The organism is Streptomyces sp. NPDC050636, from assembly GCF_040654775.1.
GTDB lineage: Bacteria > Actinomycetota > Actinomycetes > Streptomycetales > Streptomycetaceae > Streptomyces.
Genome location: NZ_JBFAIP010000001.1, coordinates 86,943 through 103,256, shown reverse-complemented (window position 1 = coordinate 103,256; position 16,314 = coordinate 86,943). Strand labels below are relative to the sequence as shown.

At 69.9% G+C, this 16,314-nt stretch carries 15 protein-coding genes; 8 read left to right on the top strand and 7 right to left on the bottom strand.

Annotated elements, in window-relative coordinates:
- Positions 1–150: 150 nt before the first annotated feature.
- The 5 genes from AB0I10_RS00510 to AB0I10_RS00490 all read left to right on the top strand — a co-directional run bounded on the left by AB0I10_RS00510 (position 151) and on the right by AB0I10_RS00490 (position 5,355).
- Complete coding sequence (locus AB0I10_RS00510) at positions 151–1,092, top strand: MFS transporter (protein ID WP_363150405.1); 942 nt, start codon at positions 151–153, stop codon at positions 1,090–1,092.
- 118 nt (positions 1,093–1,210) lie between these two features.
- Positions 1,211–3,496 (top strand): molybdopterin oxidoreductase family protein, encoded by a 2,286-nt coding sequence (locus tag AB0I10_RS00505; protein WP_363150404.1) that lies wholly within the window; start codon positions 1,211–1,213, stop codon positions 3,494–3,496.
- A gap of 7 nt (positions 3,497–3,503) precedes the next feature.
- Positions 3,504–4,151, top strand: coding sequence for a 4Fe-4S dicluster domain-containing protein (locus AB0I10_RS00500; RefSeq protein WP_363150052.1), 648 nt, complete (start codon positions 3,504–3,506; stop codon positions 4,149–4,151).
- Positions 4,148–4,936, top strand: a complete 789-nt coding sequence (locus AB0I10_RS00495; protein WP_363150051.1) for a Rieske (2Fe-2S) protein — start codon at positions 4,148–4,150, stop codon at positions 4,934–4,936. The genes AB0I10_RS00500 and AB0I10_RS00495 overlap by 4 nt, the downstream gene beginning before the upstream one ends.
- Positions 4,933–5,355 carry a hypothetical protein gene (locus tag AB0I10_RS00490; protein WP_363150050.1) on the top strand — a complete coding sequence of 141 codons (423 nt, stop codon included), beginning with the start codon at positions 4,933–4,935 and terminating at the stop codon, positions 5,353–5,355. Before AB0I10_RS00495 ends, AB0I10_RS00490 begins: the two co-directional genes overlap by 4 nt.
- 90 nt (positions 5,356–5,445) lie before the next feature.
- Here AB0I10_RS00490 and AB0I10_RS00485 read toward each other — a convergent pair whose 3' ends face one another.
- On the bottom strand, positions 5,446–5,775 hold the full coding sequence (locus AB0I10_RS00485; protein ID WP_363150049.1) for an ArsR family transcriptional regulator: 330 nt from the start codon (positions 5,773–5,775) through the stop codon (positions 5,446–5,448).
- Positions 5,776–5,864: 89 nt separating this feature from the next.
- Here AB0I10_RS00485 and AB0I10_RS00480 point away from each other — a divergent pair, with 89 nt between their 5' ends.
- Positions 5,865–6,845: a zinc-binding dehydrogenase gene (locus AB0I10_RS00480; RefSeq protein WP_363150048.1), complete on the top strand. Its 981-nt coding sequence runs from the start codon at positions 5,865–5,867 to the stop codon at positions 6,843–6,845.
- A gap of 126 nt (positions 6,846–6,971) precedes the next feature.
- The gene (locus AB0I10_RS00475) at positions 6,972–7,202 is read left to right on the top strand and encodes a hypothetical protein (RefSeq protein WP_363150047.1); all 231 of its coding nucleotides are present in this window, start codon (positions 6,972–6,974) and stop codon (positions 7,200–7,202) included.
- Positions 7,203–7,242: 40 nt separating this feature from the next.
- Here AB0I10_RS00475 and mscL read toward each other — a convergent pair whose 3' ends face one another.
- The 6 genes from mscL to AB0I10_RS00445 all read right to left on the bottom strand — a co-directional run bounded on the left by mscL (position 7,243) and on the right by AB0I10_RS00445 (position 13,305).
- Positions 7,243–7,752, bottom strand: a complete 510-nt coding sequence (mscL, locus tag AB0I10_RS00470; RefSeq protein ID WP_363150046.1) for a large conductance mechanosensitive channel protein MscL — start codon at positions 7,750–7,752, stop codon at positions 7,243–7,245.
- A gap of 246 nt (positions 7,753–7,998) precedes the next feature.
- Positions 7,999–8,325, bottom strand: a complete 327-nt coding sequence (locus tag AB0I10_RS00465; RefSeq protein ID WP_363150045.1) for a hypothetical protein — start codon at positions 8,323–8,325, stop codon at positions 7,999–8,001.
- Between the two features lie 292 nt (positions 8,326–8,617).
- On the bottom strand, positions 8,618–9,451 hold the full coding sequence (locus tag AB0I10_RS00460) for an S-methyl-5'-thioadenosine phosphorylase (protein WP_363150044.1): 834 nt from the start codon (positions 9,449–9,451) through the stop codon (positions 8,618–8,620).
- 128 nt (positions 9,452–9,579) lie between these two features.
- On the bottom strand, positions 9,580–9,924 hold the full coding sequence (locus AB0I10_RS00455) for an FmdB family zinc ribbon protein (protein ID WP_363150043.1): 345 nt from the start codon (positions 9,922–9,924) through the stop codon (positions 9,580–9,582).
- 68 nt (positions 9,925–9,992) lie between these two features.
- Positions 9,993–11,399 (bottom strand): MFS transporter, encoded by a 1,407-nt coding sequence (locus AB0I10_RS00450; RefSeq protein ID WP_363150042.1) that lies wholly within the window; start codon positions 11,397–11,399, stop codon positions 9,993–9,995.
- Positions 11,400–11,721: 322 nt separating this feature from the next.
- On the bottom strand, positions 11,722–13,305 hold the full coding sequence (locus AB0I10_RS00445) for a potassium/proton antiporter (protein ID WP_363150403.1): 1,584 nt from the start codon (positions 13,303–13,305) through the stop codon (positions 11,722–11,724).
- Between the two features lie 261 nt (positions 13,306–13,566).
- On the opposite strand from AB0I10_RS00445, the gene AB0I10_RS00440 reads away from it, so the two are divergent.
- On the top strand, positions 13,567–16,284 hold the full coding sequence (locus AB0I10_RS00440; protein ID WP_363150041.1) for a penicillin acylase family protein: 2,718 nt from the start codon (positions 13,567–13,569) through the stop codon (positions 16,282–16,284).
- The last annotated feature ends 30 nt before the right edge of the window (positions 16,285–16,314 follow it).

Sequence of the window (16,314 nt, the reverse complement as noted above, 5' to 3'; positions counted from 1 at the left end):
GTGCCACAGTCATCAGACGCCCCACCCGCCCCGGCCCCCGCACCGGAGGCAGCGGCACCGCCCCGGCCGGGGTCGCCAGCCGTCCGCGCGACGCTGGTGGCCTCGGCCGTCGCCCTCCTCCTGATCGCCGCCATCGTCCTGGGCAGCCGCATGCTGCGGAACTTCGACTCCGCGTTGCTCCCGTACGCCGTGGCGACCGTCTTCCTCGCCTTCGGCGTCACCTACCGCTACACCGTCTGGGTCAGCGCACCGGCCGCCCGAAGGCTGCTCCGGCAAGGCTGGCGCAGCCTCCTCTCCCAGGAGAACTTCCGCAAGGCACCCACCGCCCTGCCCCGGATGCTCGCCACCTACCTCGGCTTCCAGAAATTCCTCGGCGCCCGCTCATACGCCCGCTGGGCCGCCCACCAACTCGTCTTCTGGGGCTGCCTCCTGGCCGCCGTCATCACCTTCCCGCTCACCTGGGGCTGGTTCACCTTCACCTCCGCAAGCGGCCCGGGGCCCGGCTACGAAATGCGGATCTGGGGATTCACCGTCCTCGGCTTCGACTCCGCCGGGTTCCTCGGCTGGGCACTGTTCCACGGCCTCGACCTCGCCGCCGTCCTCGTCATCGCGGGCGCGGGCTACTTCCTGTGGCGACGCATGCGGGACCGCGCCGCCGTCACCGGACAGCGCTTCGCCTACGACATCGTCCCGCTGCTCGCCCTCCTCGTCATCTCCGTCACCGGACTCCTGCTGACCTTCTCCTCGATCTTCCTGCACGGCGGCGGCTACGAATTCCTCGCGGTGCTGCACATGGTGTCGGTGGTCTTCACCCTCATCTACATCCCGTTCGGCAAGTTCTTCCATATCGTGCAGCGGCCCGCAGCCGTAGGAATGCAGCTGTTCAAATACACCGCCCGGCAGGACGAAAAGCTCTTCACCTGCCGCCGCTGCCATGAACTCATCGACACCGCCCCCTACGTGGAGAACCTCCGCGACACCATGCGCGACCTCCACCTGGACTTCGACGAATGGGCCGAATACTGCCCACGCTGCAAACGGATCCTGCGCGGCGGCGCGTACCTCGCGCAGGTAAAGCGGGGGTTCAAGTGACCGGGCGGCAGGGGATTCAGGTGACCGGGCGGCGGAGGGTTCAAGTGACCGGGCCACAAGCGAAATTCGGGCCCCGAGCGGTATTCGGGCCACAACCGACCGAGGGACACCAGTGACGCTGCCCATCGACCCGGCCATCGCCCCGCCCGGCACCCGTACCTTCCGCGACGCCGGCGGCATCCCCGCCGACAAATGGCACGCCAACCAGACCGGCGAAACCCTCGTCCCCACCCACTGCTGCTTCTGCGGCGTGCAATGCGGCATGTATCTCCGCGTCAACCGGTCCGGCAAGGTCTTCGGCGTCGAACCCCGCAACCACGACATCAACCGGATGCGGCTCTGCCCCAAAGGCATCAACGCCTACCAGCAGGTCAACCACCCCGACCGGCTCACCACCCCGCTGATCCGCAGCAGCCGCGACGAACCCTTCCGGGAATGCTCCTGGGACGAGGCCCTCGACTTCACCGTCGCCGAAATCCGGCGCATCCAAGACACGTACGGAGCGGACGCCTTCGGCATGCTCGGCGGCGCCTCCCTCCACACCGAAAAGACCTACCTCGTCGGCAAATTCGCCCGGGTCGCCCTCAAAACCAGACACATCGACTACAACGGCCGCCTGTGCATGGTCAGCGCGGCCGGCGCCAACAAACTCGCCTTCGGCATCGACCGGGCCGCCAATCCCTTCTCCGACATCCTGCTCAGCGACTGCGTCCTCATCGCGGGATCCAATGTCGGCGAATGCTTCCCCGTGATGACCCAGTACGTGTGGGGCGCGAGGGACCGGGGCGCGCGGCTCATCGTCATCGACCCCCGCGAAACCCCCATCGCCCGCACCGCCGACCTGCACGTACCCCTCAAACCCGGCACGGATTCCGCCTTCTTCAACGCCGTGCTGCATGTCATCATCCGCGAGCAATTGACGGACGAGGCGTATATCGCGGCCCACACCACCGGCTGGGACGACGTCAAGAAAACAGCCGAGGGCTACCCGCCCGCCCGAGCCGCCGAAATCTGCGGGATCCCGGCCGCACAGATCGAACAGGTCGCCCGCTGGTTCGCCGGCGCCGAACGCGCCATGGCCTGGCACGCGCGCGGCGTCGAACACCACAGCCAGGGCGTCGAGAACTGCCTGTCCATCATCAACATGTGTGTCGCCACCGGCCACCTCGGCCGCCCCGGCGCCGGATACGGCACCATCACCGGCCAGGGAAACGGCCAGGGCGGCCGCGAACACGGCCAGAAGGCCGATCTGCTGCCCGGCGGCCGCTCCATCACGAACCCCGAACACCGGCAGCAGATCTGCGACATCTGGGGCATCGAGGAATCCGAACTCCCGTCCGCCGGGACGTCGATGATGGAAATGGTCCACCAAATGCGGCGCCGAGAAATCCGCGGCCTCATCGGGACCTGCAACAACCCCTTCGTCTCCCTCCCCAACTACCAAGTGGTGAAGGAGGGTTACGACGCTCTCGAATTCCACCTCCAACTGGACTTCTTCCTGTCCGAGACCGCGGAGAACGCCCACGTCGTCCTCCCCGTCACCGTCTGGGCCGAGGACGAAGGCGTCATGGCCAACGCCGAAGCCCGCGTCATCAAACACAACAAGGCCCAGGACCCGCCCCCCGGCGTACGCACCGACACCTGGGTCATGTGCGAACTCGCCCGCCGCCTCGGCGCCGGCGACAAGTTCGCCTTCACCGGCTCCCGCGACGTATTCGAAGAACTCCGCACCGCCTCCGCCGGAACCGTCAACGACTACTACGGCATCACCTACGAACGCCTCGAAGAAACCGGCGGTATCGCCTGGCCCTGCCCGGCAACCGACCACCCGGGCACCCCCCGCCTCTTCGAGGACGGCCGCAGCTACCACCCCGACGGCAGAATCCACCTCCAAGCCGTCGAATGGCACCCGCCCATCGACCCGTACAGCGAGGAATTCCCCCTCTCCCTTACCACCGGCCGCACCGTCGCCCACTACCTTTCCGGCAACCAGACCCGACGCCTCGGCGCCCTCGTCGAACAGACCCCGCGCCCCTGGGTGGAGGTCCACCCCTCGCACGGCTTCCGCAACGGCGACCCCGTACGCGTCGTCACCCGCCGCGGCACCGCGGTCCACCCCGCCCTCGTCCTCGAATCCATCCGCCCCGACACCCTCTTCATCCCCTACCACTGGCCGTACCCCACCGCCGCCAACGTCCTCACCATCGACGCCCTCGACCCCCGCTCGAAGATCCCCGAATACAAGGTCTGCGCCGCCCGTATCGAGGCCGCGACCACCGTCGACGAGGTCCCCGCCCCGCCCACCGCGCCCGGCCGCCAGGCCCGCACCGGGACGCGGCTCTCCCGCACCGCCCCGCTCCCACCGACTGCACCCCAGGGCCGCGGTACCGCGGAAAGGGGCTGACACCGCCATGATGGGCAAAACGATCTTCATCGACCCGGGCCGCTGCATCGGCTGCCAGGCATGCGTATCCGCCTGCCGGGAATGCGACTCGCACCGCGGCACATCGATGATCCACCTCGACTACCCCGACGAGGGCAGCTCCGTCGCCGCCCTCCCCACCGTCTGCATGCACTGCTCCGACCCGGTCGCCCCCTGCGCCGAGGTCTGCCCCGCCGACGCGATCCTCGTCACCCCCGACGGCGTCGTCCAACAGGCCGACACCACCCGCTGCATCGGCTGCTCCAACTGCGTCAACGCCTGCCCCTTCGGCGTACCGAAGATCGACCTGGCAGCCAAACTCCAGATGAAGTGCAACCTTTGCTACGACCGCACCGCCTACGGGCTGGCGCCCATGTGCGCCACCGTCTGCCCCACCGGCGCCCTCTTCTACGGCACCCTCGAAGAACTCCGGACCGAGCGTCCCGGAGTCGAGGTCGCCGACTCCTTCACCTTCGGCGATGTCGTGGTGAACACCGGTGTCGCGATGGTCGTCCCCGCGGACAAGGTCCGGTGGCCGGTACCGGGCGGACTCCCGGTGGTCGAGATCAACGGCCGCGATGCGCTTCCACCGGAAGCCGGCAGCGGGTGCCGGGCGGCCGGATCGGACGGCCGATGAGCACGATGCAACAGCCACCGGCGGTGGGCGGGGAAGGACGACCCCCGGGTGAGGGAGGACAGCCCCCGGGCGGGGACGAGCATCTTCCGGCCGGGAAAGGGGATTTCTCCCCCCAACCCCCACCGCGTCCCCTCTCCCTCTCCGGCCAGGACGAAGCCGCCCTCCGCGACCGGATCAGCGCCGGCTCACTCACCACCCGCCGCGACTACCTGCGGATCGTCGCCACCGTCTCGGGCGGCCTCGCCATCGGCGGGCTGGGCGTCGCCGGGGGAGTGCTGCACCGCCGCGGCGACGGCGACGGCGACATCAAACTCGTCGCCGCAAGCATTGCCCTCGGCGAGTCCGTCGCCTTCCGCTACCCCGGCGAGGAGGACCGCGCGGTGGCCGTCCGCCTCGCCGACGGCACCCTCGCCGGCTACTCCGCCGTCTGCACCCACCTCGCCTGTGCCGTCCTGTGGCGCAGGGAACGCGGCCCGGAGGGCGAGCTGTACTGCCCCTGCCACGAAGGCGCCTTCAACGCCCGCACCGGCGAGGTCACGGCCGGACCGCCGCTCCGCGCACTGCCCAAGGTCGTGCTCTACGAACGTGACGACGGCAGCGTCTGGGCAATCGGCACCGCCCGCTCCGGCGAAAGCATCAAAGAGGGCCTGTGCCGCCAACTCATCCAGAAGGACCCGGAGTTGGCGGGCCGAGCAGGCTGCCCGGGCGCCAAGCGAGGCAGCGATACGGATGGCTGGACGGGCACCGTGACGAACGACCGCACCCGAGGGAGCGAACCCTCTTGACCGACTCCCCGCCGCCCCCGCCCCCCACCCCGCCCACTCCTCCTGGCGCTCCCCCGACCCCTCCCCTTCCCGCTTCACCGCCCTACCGCCCCGGCAGCGCGGACCCCCGCCTCAACCGCCCTGTACGCGAGCGATACCCGCAGATCCGGTCGACCAGTGGCTACGGCGACCCACGGGTGCACAGCACAGGCCCGGGACCAGGTGCCGGCACCGACCAGGACCCGGAGCGCTCCTCGAAGCTGTCCGGCCGCCTGATGCTGGCGATGACCGTCGTCGTCGGCCAGCTGTGGGCGCTGGCCGTCGCAGTCGACGAATGGATGCGCGGCGACACCACCACGGCCTGGTGGTCCGCGGGATTCCTGGTCCTCTCCTTCTTCGTGGTGCTGGGCCTGTGGTCAATCGACAAGAACGACCGGTGACCCATGCCCAGGCTGACCCATGCCCAGGCCAGGAACGCCCCCAGCGCCCGCTCTCGATGCCCGCCCACCGAGGGGCCGGCCAGGGGCGGGCTAGTCCTCTTCGCGCAGGACCAGATCGAGCAGCCCGGGGAAGCGGGCGTCGAACTCCTCGCGGCGCAGGCGATTGAGGCGTTTGGGGCCTTGGTCGCGCTGTTCGACCAGGCCTGCGCCGCGTAGCACCGCGAAGTGGTGGCTGAGCGCTGCTTTGCCGACGGGTACGTGGAAGCTGCCGCAGCTGTGCGACCACTCGGCGGCTCCGGCCAACTCGCGTATGAGCTGCAGCCGTACGGGGTCGGCGAGCGCGGCGAGCGCGGTCTCGACGGGGACGTCCTCGGGGTGGGTGTGCACCGGAACGGCGCGGTGACTGCTGCGGTCGGACATGCCGTGATCCCCCTTGCCAAGTGTTCGATCCAGATCTTACAGTCAGAGTGTTCGCTTTTCATTGAACACTCGTGGGGGTGTGTGCTGTCATGCGTGCGGTTGAGTTCCAGGAGTACGGCGGACCGGAGGTCCTGAGGGTCGTGGAGGCCGAGGCTCCTGAGCCCGGCCGGGGGCAGGTGAGCATCGATGTCGCGTACGCCGGTGTGAATTTCGCCGACCTCAAGGCCCGCGCCGAGGGCTACCGCGTCCCGTCCCTGCCGTTCCGTCCGGGCTTGGAAGTCTCCGGGCGCGTTCGCGCCGTCGGCCCGGGCGTCGAGGGGCTGCGGCCGGGCCAGGAGGTCGCGGCGCTCACGGAAGGCGGCGCCTATGCGGAGGTCGTCGTCACCACCGCGGCGACCACCTTCCTGCTTCCGCAAGGCGTGAGCCTGCGCACCGGGGCCACTCTGCCGACGGTGCTGCCCAGTGCGCATGCCCTGCTGCACGAGGTGGGTCGCCTGCGGGCAGGCGAGACCGTGCTCGTCCAGGGCGCGGCAGGCGGGATTGGTACGGTCGCGGGGCAACTGGCGAAAGCGGCGGGCGCAGCCGCCGTCTACGGCGTCGTGTCGGAGGCGTCGAAGGCCGCGCACGCACTCAAGTACGGCTACGACGAGGTGTTCGTCGGCTCGGGCTTCGCCGAAGACGTCCGCCGTGCCACCGGTGGACGAGGAGTCGACCTCGCCCTGGACCCTGTTGGCGGCGACACCTTCCGGCACAGCCGGGACGCTCTTGCCGTCTTCGGCCGCTTGGTCTCGTTCGGTAATGCGAGTTCCGCCGAGCCCTGGCAGGTGGGCCAGCCCGAGCTGTACCCGCTGGGGCTCTCGGTCTCGGGTTTCTCCATTCTCTCCTTGGCCCAGACGGCACCGGAGGCACTACGCGAGCTGGCCGAACACGCCTTCCTTACGATCGCCGACGGCACCGTGGAACTCCCCGTCACAGCCGAGTTCCCGCTCGCCGACGCATCCGAGGCGCACCGGCTCATCGGCAGTCGCAAGAGCACCGGCAAGCTGCTTCTGCGGGTTGGCCGAAGCTGACGGCCCCCGGCGCCGGAACCCCGCCGCCGCCCCTTGCGGCGGGCAGACGCGTGCATCGTTGTCCGAAGCGCCGTGGCAGGTTGCGCGGGCCGTCGGGCGCCGCCCGGTGGCCCGTACCCTGAAGGGGTGAGCACCACCCCCGAACCCGAAGCGGCCCCCGCGCCCCAGACGCCCCCGGCCGAGCCCGCCGCGCGCCCGGCCCCCCGGCCTGCCGCCGCCCTGATCTTCGACGACCCGCTGAACCAGCAGTCCTCGGACGACACCGACCGCGGCTGGGGCGAGCGTCCCGCGGGCGGCGCGGACAGCGCTGCCGACCTGGCCCGCTTCCTCGACGAAAAACCGCCCCACCACCTCTGAGCGAGGCGATGAGGCGGCGTGTGCCGGCCGTGGGCGCCCGTTACCGCTGAGTCTTCTGATTGATGATTGTTGCCCCCACGGCGGAGCCGTTCGGGGAGGGCGAGCCGTTGCGCTGTGCGATCAGGGCGTCGCGGATTTCGGTGAGGAGCTCGATCTCGGTCGGGTCCGCCGGGGCGTCGTCGGCCGGCTTCTTGGCGTCCTGGCGGGCCTTCCACTTGTTCATCGGAAGGATCATGAGGAAGTAGACGACCCCGGCGGTGATCACGAACGTCAGCGCCGCGCTGAGCACCGAGCCCCACAGGACGTAGATGCCGTCGGTGAATTCGCCCGTCTTCTTGTCCGGGTGGCAGCTGGCGCTGAGGCAGGCCTTGTAATGGTCGAGGTTCTGCGAGCCGAGGGCGCCGATGATCGGGTTGATGACGCCCTTGACCACGGCCTGGACGATGTTCGTGAACGCCGCACCGACGACGACCGCGACCGCGAGTTCGATGACGTTGCCGCGCATCAGGAATTCCTTGAATCCCTGCAGGACGCCCTTGTTCTCGCTCACCTGACAGCCTCTTTCCACGCTCACAACGGACGGTGCAACCACAATCAGCACCGCAACTTACGGCAGGGCAGGGCAGAGGTGTCCAGTCGCGCAACACGAACCGGCGATCGACCAGTGCGTCAGTGCGGATCGATGGGGCGATATCGGCGATGGGGGCGCGCCGCCTCGGGCGCGCGGCAGCCGCCCGGCCGCTCGCAGCAGTTTTGCGTGCGGTGGGTGGGGACGCCACTCGATCTTGGGGCATGGCTACCGCGCTCCGGAGGTCGTCGCGGCCGGGCAACCGGGGGCGGACGCGGCGCGTACGGCGTCTGCCGGGATGCCGGTGGCCAGTGCTGCGGCGGTCATCGCCAGGCCGGCGGCCAGCAGGCGCTGCCGCGTGGCCCGTCGCCAGCGGTGCCGGACGCTCCCCGCCCGTACCGGCTCGAAGTGGGGCACTTCACACCGTGGGGGAGTGGGGAGAGGAGGGGCGGCGAGGAGCGGCTCGGTGGAGTCGAGGGGATCGGCGGGGAGGATGAGGTCAGTGGGGTCAGTGGGGTCACTGGGGTCGATGGTGGGGGTGTACGGACGGGGCATGGTGATCACCGCCTGCGGTGAGGAGTTTCGGACCCGAGATCGGACCCGAGATCGGACCCGAGATCGGACCCGAGATCGGACCCGAGATCGGACCCGAGATCGGACCCGAGATCGGACCCGAGACCGGATCCGAGACCGAACCCGAGACCGGACCGGATGACCGGATCCGAGGTTCGGGCCCGGCGATCACCACCGTGCCGGATTTCGCCGCGGCCCGCTCCGGGCTGTGGACGGCCCCGTCCATGTGGACAACTCGGCCACCCGCCAGGGGCGGCCGGGCGTCCTCAGCCCGTCACGGCAGCTCGATGCCCAGATCCCAGCCGGCATGCGCGTCCGCGCAAAGGCAGTTCCGTGTGGTGCTGTCGGGGAGTGCGCCCACCGCGTCGAACAGCACCTCGCGGAGGCGGCCGACGTTCTCGCCGAAGACCCTGAGCACCTCCTCGTGGGAGACCCCGTCGCCGGTCTCGGCGCCCGCGTCCAGATCGGTGACCAGCGCCAATGACGTGTAGCACAGGCCCAGTTCACGGGCCAGGACGGCCTCCGGGTGGCCGGTCATGCCGACCACGGACCAGCCCTGCGCGGCGTGCCAGCGCGACTCCGCGCGGGTCGAGAAGCGCGGGCCCTCGATGACGACGAGGGTGCCGCCGTCGACCGGCTCCCAGTCGCGGCCGCGGGACGCCGTCAGCGCGGCTTGGCGGCCGGTGGGGCAGTACGGGTCGGCGAAGGTCAGGTGGACGACGTTGGGGACGCTGCCGTCGGGCAGGGGCGCGCCGTCGAAGTAGGTCTGCGGGCGGGCCTTCGTACGGTCGATGAGCTGGTCCGGCACGAGGAGCGTCCCCGGGCCGTATTCGGGGCGCAGGCTGCCCACGGCGCACGGGCCGAGCACCTGGCGCACGCCGACCGAGCGCAGCGCCCAGAGGTTGGCGCGGTAGTTGATGCGGTGCGGCGGGAGGTGGTGTTCGCGGCCGTGCCGGGGCAGGAACGCGACCTGGCGGCCCGCGATCTCCCCGAGGAAGAGCGAGTCGCTGGGGCTCCCGTAGGGGGTGTCCACCGTGATCTCGGTCACGTCGTCGAGGAAGGAGTAGAAACCCGACCCGCCGATAACGCCAATCTCCGCGTCAGCCATGCCGGTCACACTATCGGGGCGGACTGGCGGGGGGTCCTCGTGCCCCTGAAGAGCTGGGGGGGGGGGAGGGCCGCCGGAAATGCGGCGGACCCCGCCGTCAGCGACGGCGGGGTCCGGGGAAGTGCAGGTCAGGCGGCCGAGCTGCTGCTGGAGGGCGCCGAGGAGGAAGACGTCGAGGACGAGGTCTTCGTGTCGGAGCCGGCCGAGGAGCCGGAGCTCGACGAGTCCGAGGACGACGAGGAAGACGCACCGCTCGTGGCCGAGGAGGACTTCGCGGGGCTGCTGCTGGACGACGAGCCGCGGCTGTCGTTGCGGTAGAAACCGGAGCCCTTGAAGACGATGCCGACCGCGGAGAACACCTTCTTGAGGCGTCCGGCGCAGCTGGGGCACTCGGTGAGCGCGTCGTCGGTGAACTTCTGGACCGCTTCAAGGCCCTCGCCGCACGCGGTGCACTGGTACTGGTAGGTCGGCACTTGACTTCCTCCTGGCACTCTCACTCGATGAGTGCTAACGACGATCCATAGTGCAGTATTCCGGCCCGTCAGTCCACTGTGACCGGCATACGGTGACCGACCCCACGCTCGTCCGGGCCGTCGTTCAGCTCCCGCCCGAGGCCGCCGGAGACGGAACCGGAGACGGAACCGGAGACGGAATCGGAGGCGGAATCGGAGGCAGAACCGGAGGGGCGCTCGGCGGCTCGGTCGGCGGCTCGGTCGGCGGAGCCGACGATCACCGTCGACGAGCGCGGCATCAGGTGCGCACGGAGCGCCAGCAGCACCGTCAGGGCCAGCACCGTGCCGGCCAGCGGCACCAGGAATCCGGTGCTCGGCCCGAAGCGGTCCGCCAGCTGGCCGGACGCGGTGGCCGCGGCCGCCTGGCCCAGCGCGACCGCGCCGGTCAGCCAGGTGAAGGCCTCGGTACGGGCGGCGGCCGGCACCAGCGACTCGACGAGCGTGTAGCCGGTGATCAGGGCCGGGGCGATGCACAGGCCGACGACCAGGCCGACGGCGCCCAGCAGCGGTACCGCGGTCACCGCCCACAGCGGGGTGGTGGCCAGCGCCAGCAGCCCGTAGGCGACCAGCAGACGGCGTCGCGGGCCGACCTTCCAGGCGATCGCGCCGCAGGCGATGCCCGCGAGCATGTTGCCGCCCGCGAAGATCCCGTAGAGCACGCCGTTGATGCCGGGCTGGCCGATGTCCTGGGTGAAGGCGGTCAGCGAGACCTGCATGCCGCCGAAGACGGCGCCGATGCCGAGGAACGCCACGATCAGGACGCGTACGCCGGGCACCGACAGTGCCGAGACGCGGGGCCGGCCGTCGGCCTGCGCCCGGTGGACGGGCGGCTGGCTGCGTCGCTGCGAGGCGAAGAGCAGGCCGCCGGCCAGGGTCAGTACGGCCTCGGCGATCAGGCCGGCCGCCGGGTGGACGCCGGTGCACAGCGCGGTCGCCAGCACCGGGCCGACGACGAAGGTGAACTCGTCGGTGACCGACTCGAAGGCGGCGGCGGTCGGCATCAGCGGGCTGCCGCCGAGCCGGGCGGCCCAGCGGGCCCGCACCATCGGGCCGACCTGCGGCGTGGAGGCGCCCGTGGGGACGGCCACCGCGAGCAGCGCCCACAGGGGGGCGTGCGCGAGGGCCAGGGTGATCAGGGCGCAGACGCCCGCGACGTGCACCAGGACGCCGGGGAGCAGCACCGCGCGCTGGCCGAAGCGGTCGGCGAGCTTGCCGCTCTGCGGGGCGAACAGTGCCATCGAGACACCGGTCGCGGCGGAGACCGTGCCGGCGATGCCGTAGGAGCCGGTGGTGGATTCGACGAGCAGCACGATGCCGATCGTCAGCATCGCGAACGGCTGCCGGGCCAGAAAGCCGGGCAGCAGGAATGTCCATGCACCGGGGGTGCGCAGCAGTTGTCCGTAACCAGGACGGGAGTCCTTGACCGCGGATGCCACGGCCGGGCCTTTCTGCCGCCTGGTAGCACGCCGCCGCGAGGTCGTCACGGGTAACGCGCCGAGAGCTGTCCTCTCGCGCAGGACCGAGTGATACCGCGTGGTCCGCACCGGGGAAGGTGGCTGCGTGTGGCAGGGGACCGCGGCCGCTGAGCGGTCGCGCCAGCTCTGCGTCAGGCAGAGGTGGTTCGTTGATGTTGCTTCTTCATACTACAGGTCGAAGTGCGTGGAGCCCTGGGATTAACCAGGGCTCCACGGAAAATTCCTTGAGATCGGTGGAGATCTACGGCACATTCCGCGTCCAGCGGGCGCCGCGGCCGTTTGTTCAGCGGCTGCCGCGGCCCTTGGAAAGCCGCTCGCGGAAGGCGCCGAGCCGGAACCGCACCAGGGCGCCGCCGACCCCGCCGGCCGGTGCCGTCCCCACCTCGCCGGTCGGACGGGCCCCACCGGCCTCACCTGCCGCGGCGCCACCGGCCTCGCCCGCCCCCAGCCAGCCGGCCAGCTTGCCGCCCTGGGAGACCGCCTGCAGCCGGTCCTCGGCCGCGTCGCGCACCGGGTCGGTGGCGACCACCAGCAGCTCGTCGCCGTGCCGCAGCACCGTCGTGGGCGCCGGTACGAAGCTTGTGCCGTCCCGTACGACCAGGGTGACCGCGGCGCCCTTGGGCATCCGCAGCTCGCCGACCTCGACGCCGTGCATCCGGGACGTCGGCCCGATCGAGGTGGACAGCAGATGGCCGCGCAGCCGTTCCAGGGGCGCGGACTCGATGCCCAGGTCGGCGGCCTCCTTCCCGTCGCCGAGCTGCAACCGCCTGGCCAGCCACGGCAGCGTCGGCCCCTGGATGAGCGTGTAGACGACGACCAGGACGAAGACGATGTTGAAGACCCGTTCGCTGCCGGGCACGTCGCCCACCATCGGGATGGTGGCCAGCACGATCGGCACCGCGCCGCGCAGCCCGGCCCAGGACAGCAGCGTCTTCTCCTGCCACGGCATCCGGAACGGCACCAGTGCCGCGAATACGGACGTCGGCCGGGCCACGATCGTCAGGATCAGGCCGATGACCAGCGCGGGGACGAAGTCGTTGACGAGGCGGTGCGGGGTGACCAGCAGACCGAGCAGGACGAACATGCCGATCTGGCCGATCCAGCCGACGCCCTCGGCGAAGCCGCGGGTGGCCGGGGCATGCGGCAGCTTGGCGTTGCCGAGGATCATCGCGGCCAGGTAGACGGCGAGGAAGCCGGAGCCGTGCGCCAGCGCGCCGGCCGCATAGGCGGAGACGGCGATGGCCATGACGGCGATCGGGTAGAGGCCGGAGGCGGGCAGTGCCACATGCCGCATGCCGTACGCGCCGAGCCAGCCGATGGCCAGCCCGATGGCGGCGCCGATCGCCAGCTCCAGGGTGATCTCGCCGATCAGGACGTACCAGTGGTCGACCGGCCCGGCGGTGGAGAAGGCCACCACGAGGATGACCACAGGGGCGTCGTTGAAGCCGGATTCGGCTTCCAGGACACCCTTCAGCCGCGCGGGCAGCGGCACGCTGCGCAGCACGGAGAACACCGCGGCGGCGTCCGTGGACGAGACCACCGCGCCGATCAGCAGTGCCTGGCGCCAGTCGAGCCCGGCCAGATAGTGCGCTCCGGCCGCGGTGACCCCCACGCTCACCGCGACGCCGACCGTCGAGAGCAGCGCCGCCTGGGGTAGCGCCGGTTTGATCTCTTTCCACTTGGTGCCGAGGCCGCCCTCGGCGAGGATCACGACCAGGGCGGAATAGCCGAGGAGCTGGGTCAGCTCCGCGTTGTCGAAGATGACCCCGCCGAGGCCGTCCTGCCCTATGGCGATGCCTATCCCCAGGTAGATGAGCAGACTGGGGAGCCCGCTGCGCGAGGAGAGCCGTACTGCGGCCACCGCTATGAGCAGTACGAGCGAGCAGATCAGCAGGAGTTGATTGAGGTGGTCGACAGTCAGGGGAGCTGGTCCTTCCTCGCACGGGTTCCGTTGGGGGACATCGGAGACTGGGGGGCGGGGGTTCCTTACCGTATCTAGTTACTGAGACTAACAATTTACCATTACTTGAAAGTTTCATGTTGCTGGTGGTGACTCCGCGTAGGGGTCGCCGAACCCGTGCGCCTATGGTTGCTCCAGCACTCCCACCCTGCCCCTCGAAGGACAGAGATGCCCGCCAACAAGTCCGGCCCAGCCCCAAAGAAGAAGAAGGGGCGGCGTGGCCGCCTCGTACTGATCACGGTCGTGCTTGTGCTGGTGGCGGGCATCGGCTGTGGCGCGTTCTGGGGGGTCGGCACCGTACGCGCCTCCTTCCCGGAGACCACCGGCTCGCTCAAGCTCCCAGGTCTGTCCGGCCCGGTCGATGTCTCGCGGGACGGCAACGGCATCCCGCAGATCTACGCCGACACCGACGAGGACCTCTTCCGCGCCCAGGGCTTCGTCCAGGCCCAGGACCGCTTCTGGGAGATGGACGTACGTCGCCACATGACGGCCGGCCGGCTCTCGGAGATGTTCGGCAAGAGCCAGGTCAAGACCGACACGTTCCTGCGCACCCTCGGCTGGCACCACGTCGCGCAGAAGGAATACGACACCAAGCTCTCGCCCAGCACCAAGAAATACCTCCAGGCCTACTCCGACGGCGTCAACGCCTACCTCAAGGACCACGAGGGCTCGGCGCTGTCCCTGGAGTACGCGGCGCTGGACTTCGAGAACGACTACAAGCCGGAGAAGTGGACGCCGGTCGACTCGGTGGCCTGGCTCAAGGCGATGGCCTGGGACCTGCGCGGCAACATGCAGGAAGAGATCGACCGCTCCCTGATGACCAGCCGCTTCACCCCGGCCCAGATCGCCGAGCTCTACCCGCAGTACCCGTACAAGCGGAACAAGCCGATCGTCGAGGGCGGCGCGGTCGACCCCGCCACCAAGCAGTTCCGCCCCAAGGGCACGGCCGCCAACGCCCCGGCCGGGACCGGCGGCGCCGCCTCCGGCCTGCAGTCGCAGCTCTCCTCGCTGTCCAAGACCCTCGACGAGGTCCCGGCGCTGCTCGGCCCCAACGGAAGCGGTATCGGCTCCAACTCCTGGGTCGTCTCCGGTGACCACACCACCACCGGCAAGCCGCTGCTCGCCAACGACCCGCACCTGGCGCCCCAGATGCCTTCGCTCTGGTACCAGATGGGCCTGCACTGCCGTACCACCGGCCCCAAGTGCAACTACGACGTCTCCGGTTTCACGTTCTCCGGGATGCCGGGCGTCGTCATCGGCCACAACCAGGACATCTCCTGGGGCATGACCAACCTCGGTGCGGACGTCTCCGACCTGTACCTGGAGAAGATCAACGCCGACGGGTACCTCTACGACGGCAAGCAGCGGGCCTTCACCACCCGCAAGGAGACGATCAAGATCGCCGGCGGGGAGAGCCGCGACATCACCGTCCGCGCCACCAACAACGGGCCGATCGTCTCCGACCGCGACGACGAGCTGTCCAAGGTCGGCAAAGACGCGCCGGTCGGCAACGCCGCCCCGGACCGCGGCGACGGCTACGCCGTATCGCTGCGCTGGACCGCGCTGACCCCCGGCAACTCCATGGACGCCGTCTTCGAGCTCGGCCGGGCCAAGGACTGGAGCAGCTTCCGCAAGGCCGCCGAGCACTTCGAGGTCCCGTCCCAGAACCTGATCTACGCCGACACCAAGGGCCACATCGGCTACCAGGCCCCGGGCCGGATCCCGGTCCGCGCCAAGGGCGTCGACGGCACCCTCCCGGCGCCCGGCTGGGACCCGAAGTACCAGTGGACCGGCTACATCCCGCAGAAGGCCCTGCCGTACGAGTACAACCCGGCGCGCGGCTTCATCGTGACCGCCAACCAGGCCGTCGTCGACGAGGCCAAGTACCCGTACCTGCTCACCAAGGACTGGGGCTACGGCTCCCGCAGCCAGCGGATCAACGACCTCATCGAGTCGAAGATCAAGGACGGCGGCAAGGTCTCGACGGATGACATGCAGACCTTCCAGAAGGACAACAGCAGCGAGATCGCCCGGCTGCTGACGCCCTACCTGACGAAGATCGACATCAAGGACAAGTACGTCCGCGACGCCCAGCAGCTGCTGGAGGGCTGGGACTTCACCCAGGAGCCCGACTCCGCCGCGGCCGCCTACTTCAACGCGGTCTGGCGCAACACCCTCAAGCTCGCCTTCGGCAACAAGATGCCCAAGGAACTGCGGGTCGAGGGCCAGTGCCTGAACGTCCCCCCGGCCAACGAGACCGGCCCCGCCGACGACCTCCAGAAGCTGGTCCGCGAATGCGGCGAGCGGGCCGGCGACAGCGCCCAGCCCGACGGCGGCGACCGCTGGTACGAGGTCGTCCGCAACATCCTGGACGACCCGGACAACGCCTGGTGGAAGACCGAGGCCCGGCCCGGACAGCCCGGCGACAAGAACCGCGACCAGCTCCTCGCGCACGCCATGCAGGACGCCCGCTACGAGCTGACGTCCAAGCTCGGCAAGAACATCGACAACTGGAGCTGGGGACGGCTGCACCAGCTGTTCCTGAAGAACCAGACCCTGGGCACGGACGGGCCCGGCCCCCTGCAGGGCCTGTTCAACCGAGGCCCGTGGAACCTCGGGGGCGGCGAGGCCGCGGTGGACGCCAGCGGCTGGAACGCCGCGGGCGGCTACAAGGTCACCTGGGTCCCGTCGATGCGGATGGTCGTCAACCTCGCCGACCTCGACAAATCCCGCTGGATCAACCTCACGGGCGCCTCCGGGCACGCCTACCACACGAACTACTACGACCAGACCGACAAGTGGGCCAAGGGCGAACTGCTGCCGTGGGCCTTCAGCGAGAAGGCCGTGAAGAAGGCGGCGAAGGAGACGCTGACGCTGTCCCCGTGAGGCAGCCGGTAACACCTGGCTGTAACGCTG

Excerpts from the sequence above, each read along its gene's own strand:
- AB0I10_RS00510 (WP_363150405.1), top strand. The coding sequence starts at position 151 with ATGCTGCGGAACTTCGACTCCGCGTTGCTCCCGTACGCCGTGGCGACC.
- AB0I10_RS00500 (WP_363150052.1), top strand. The coding sequence starts at position 3,504 with ATGATGGGCAAAACGATCTTCATCGACCCGGGCCGCTGCATCGGCTGC.
- AB0I10_RS00495 (WP_363150051.1), top strand. The coding sequence starts at position 4,148 with ATGAGCACGATGCAACAGCCACCGGCGGTGGGCGGGGAAGGACGACCC.
- AB0I10_RS00485 (WP_363150049.1), bottom strand. The coding sequence starts at position 5,775 with ATGTCCGACCGCAGCAGTCACCGCGCCGTTCCGGTGCACACCCACCCC.
- AB0I10_RS00480 (WP_363150048.1), top strand. The coding sequence starts at position 5,865 with ATGCGTGCGGTTGAGTTCCAGGAGTACGGCGGACCGGAGGTCCTGAGG.
- AB0I10_RS00465 (WP_363150045.1), bottom strand. The coding sequence starts at position 8,325 with ATGCCCCGTCCGTACACCCCCACCATCGACCCCAGTGACCCCACTGAC.
- AB0I10_RS00460 (WP_363150044.1), bottom strand. The coding sequence starts at position 9,451 with ATGGCTGACGCGGAGATTGGCGTTATCGGCGGGTCGGGTTTCTACTCC.
- AB0I10_RS00440 (WP_363150041.1), top strand. The coding sequence starts at position 13,567 with ATGCCCGCCAACAAGTCCGGCCCAGCCCCAAAGAAGAAGAAGGGGCGG.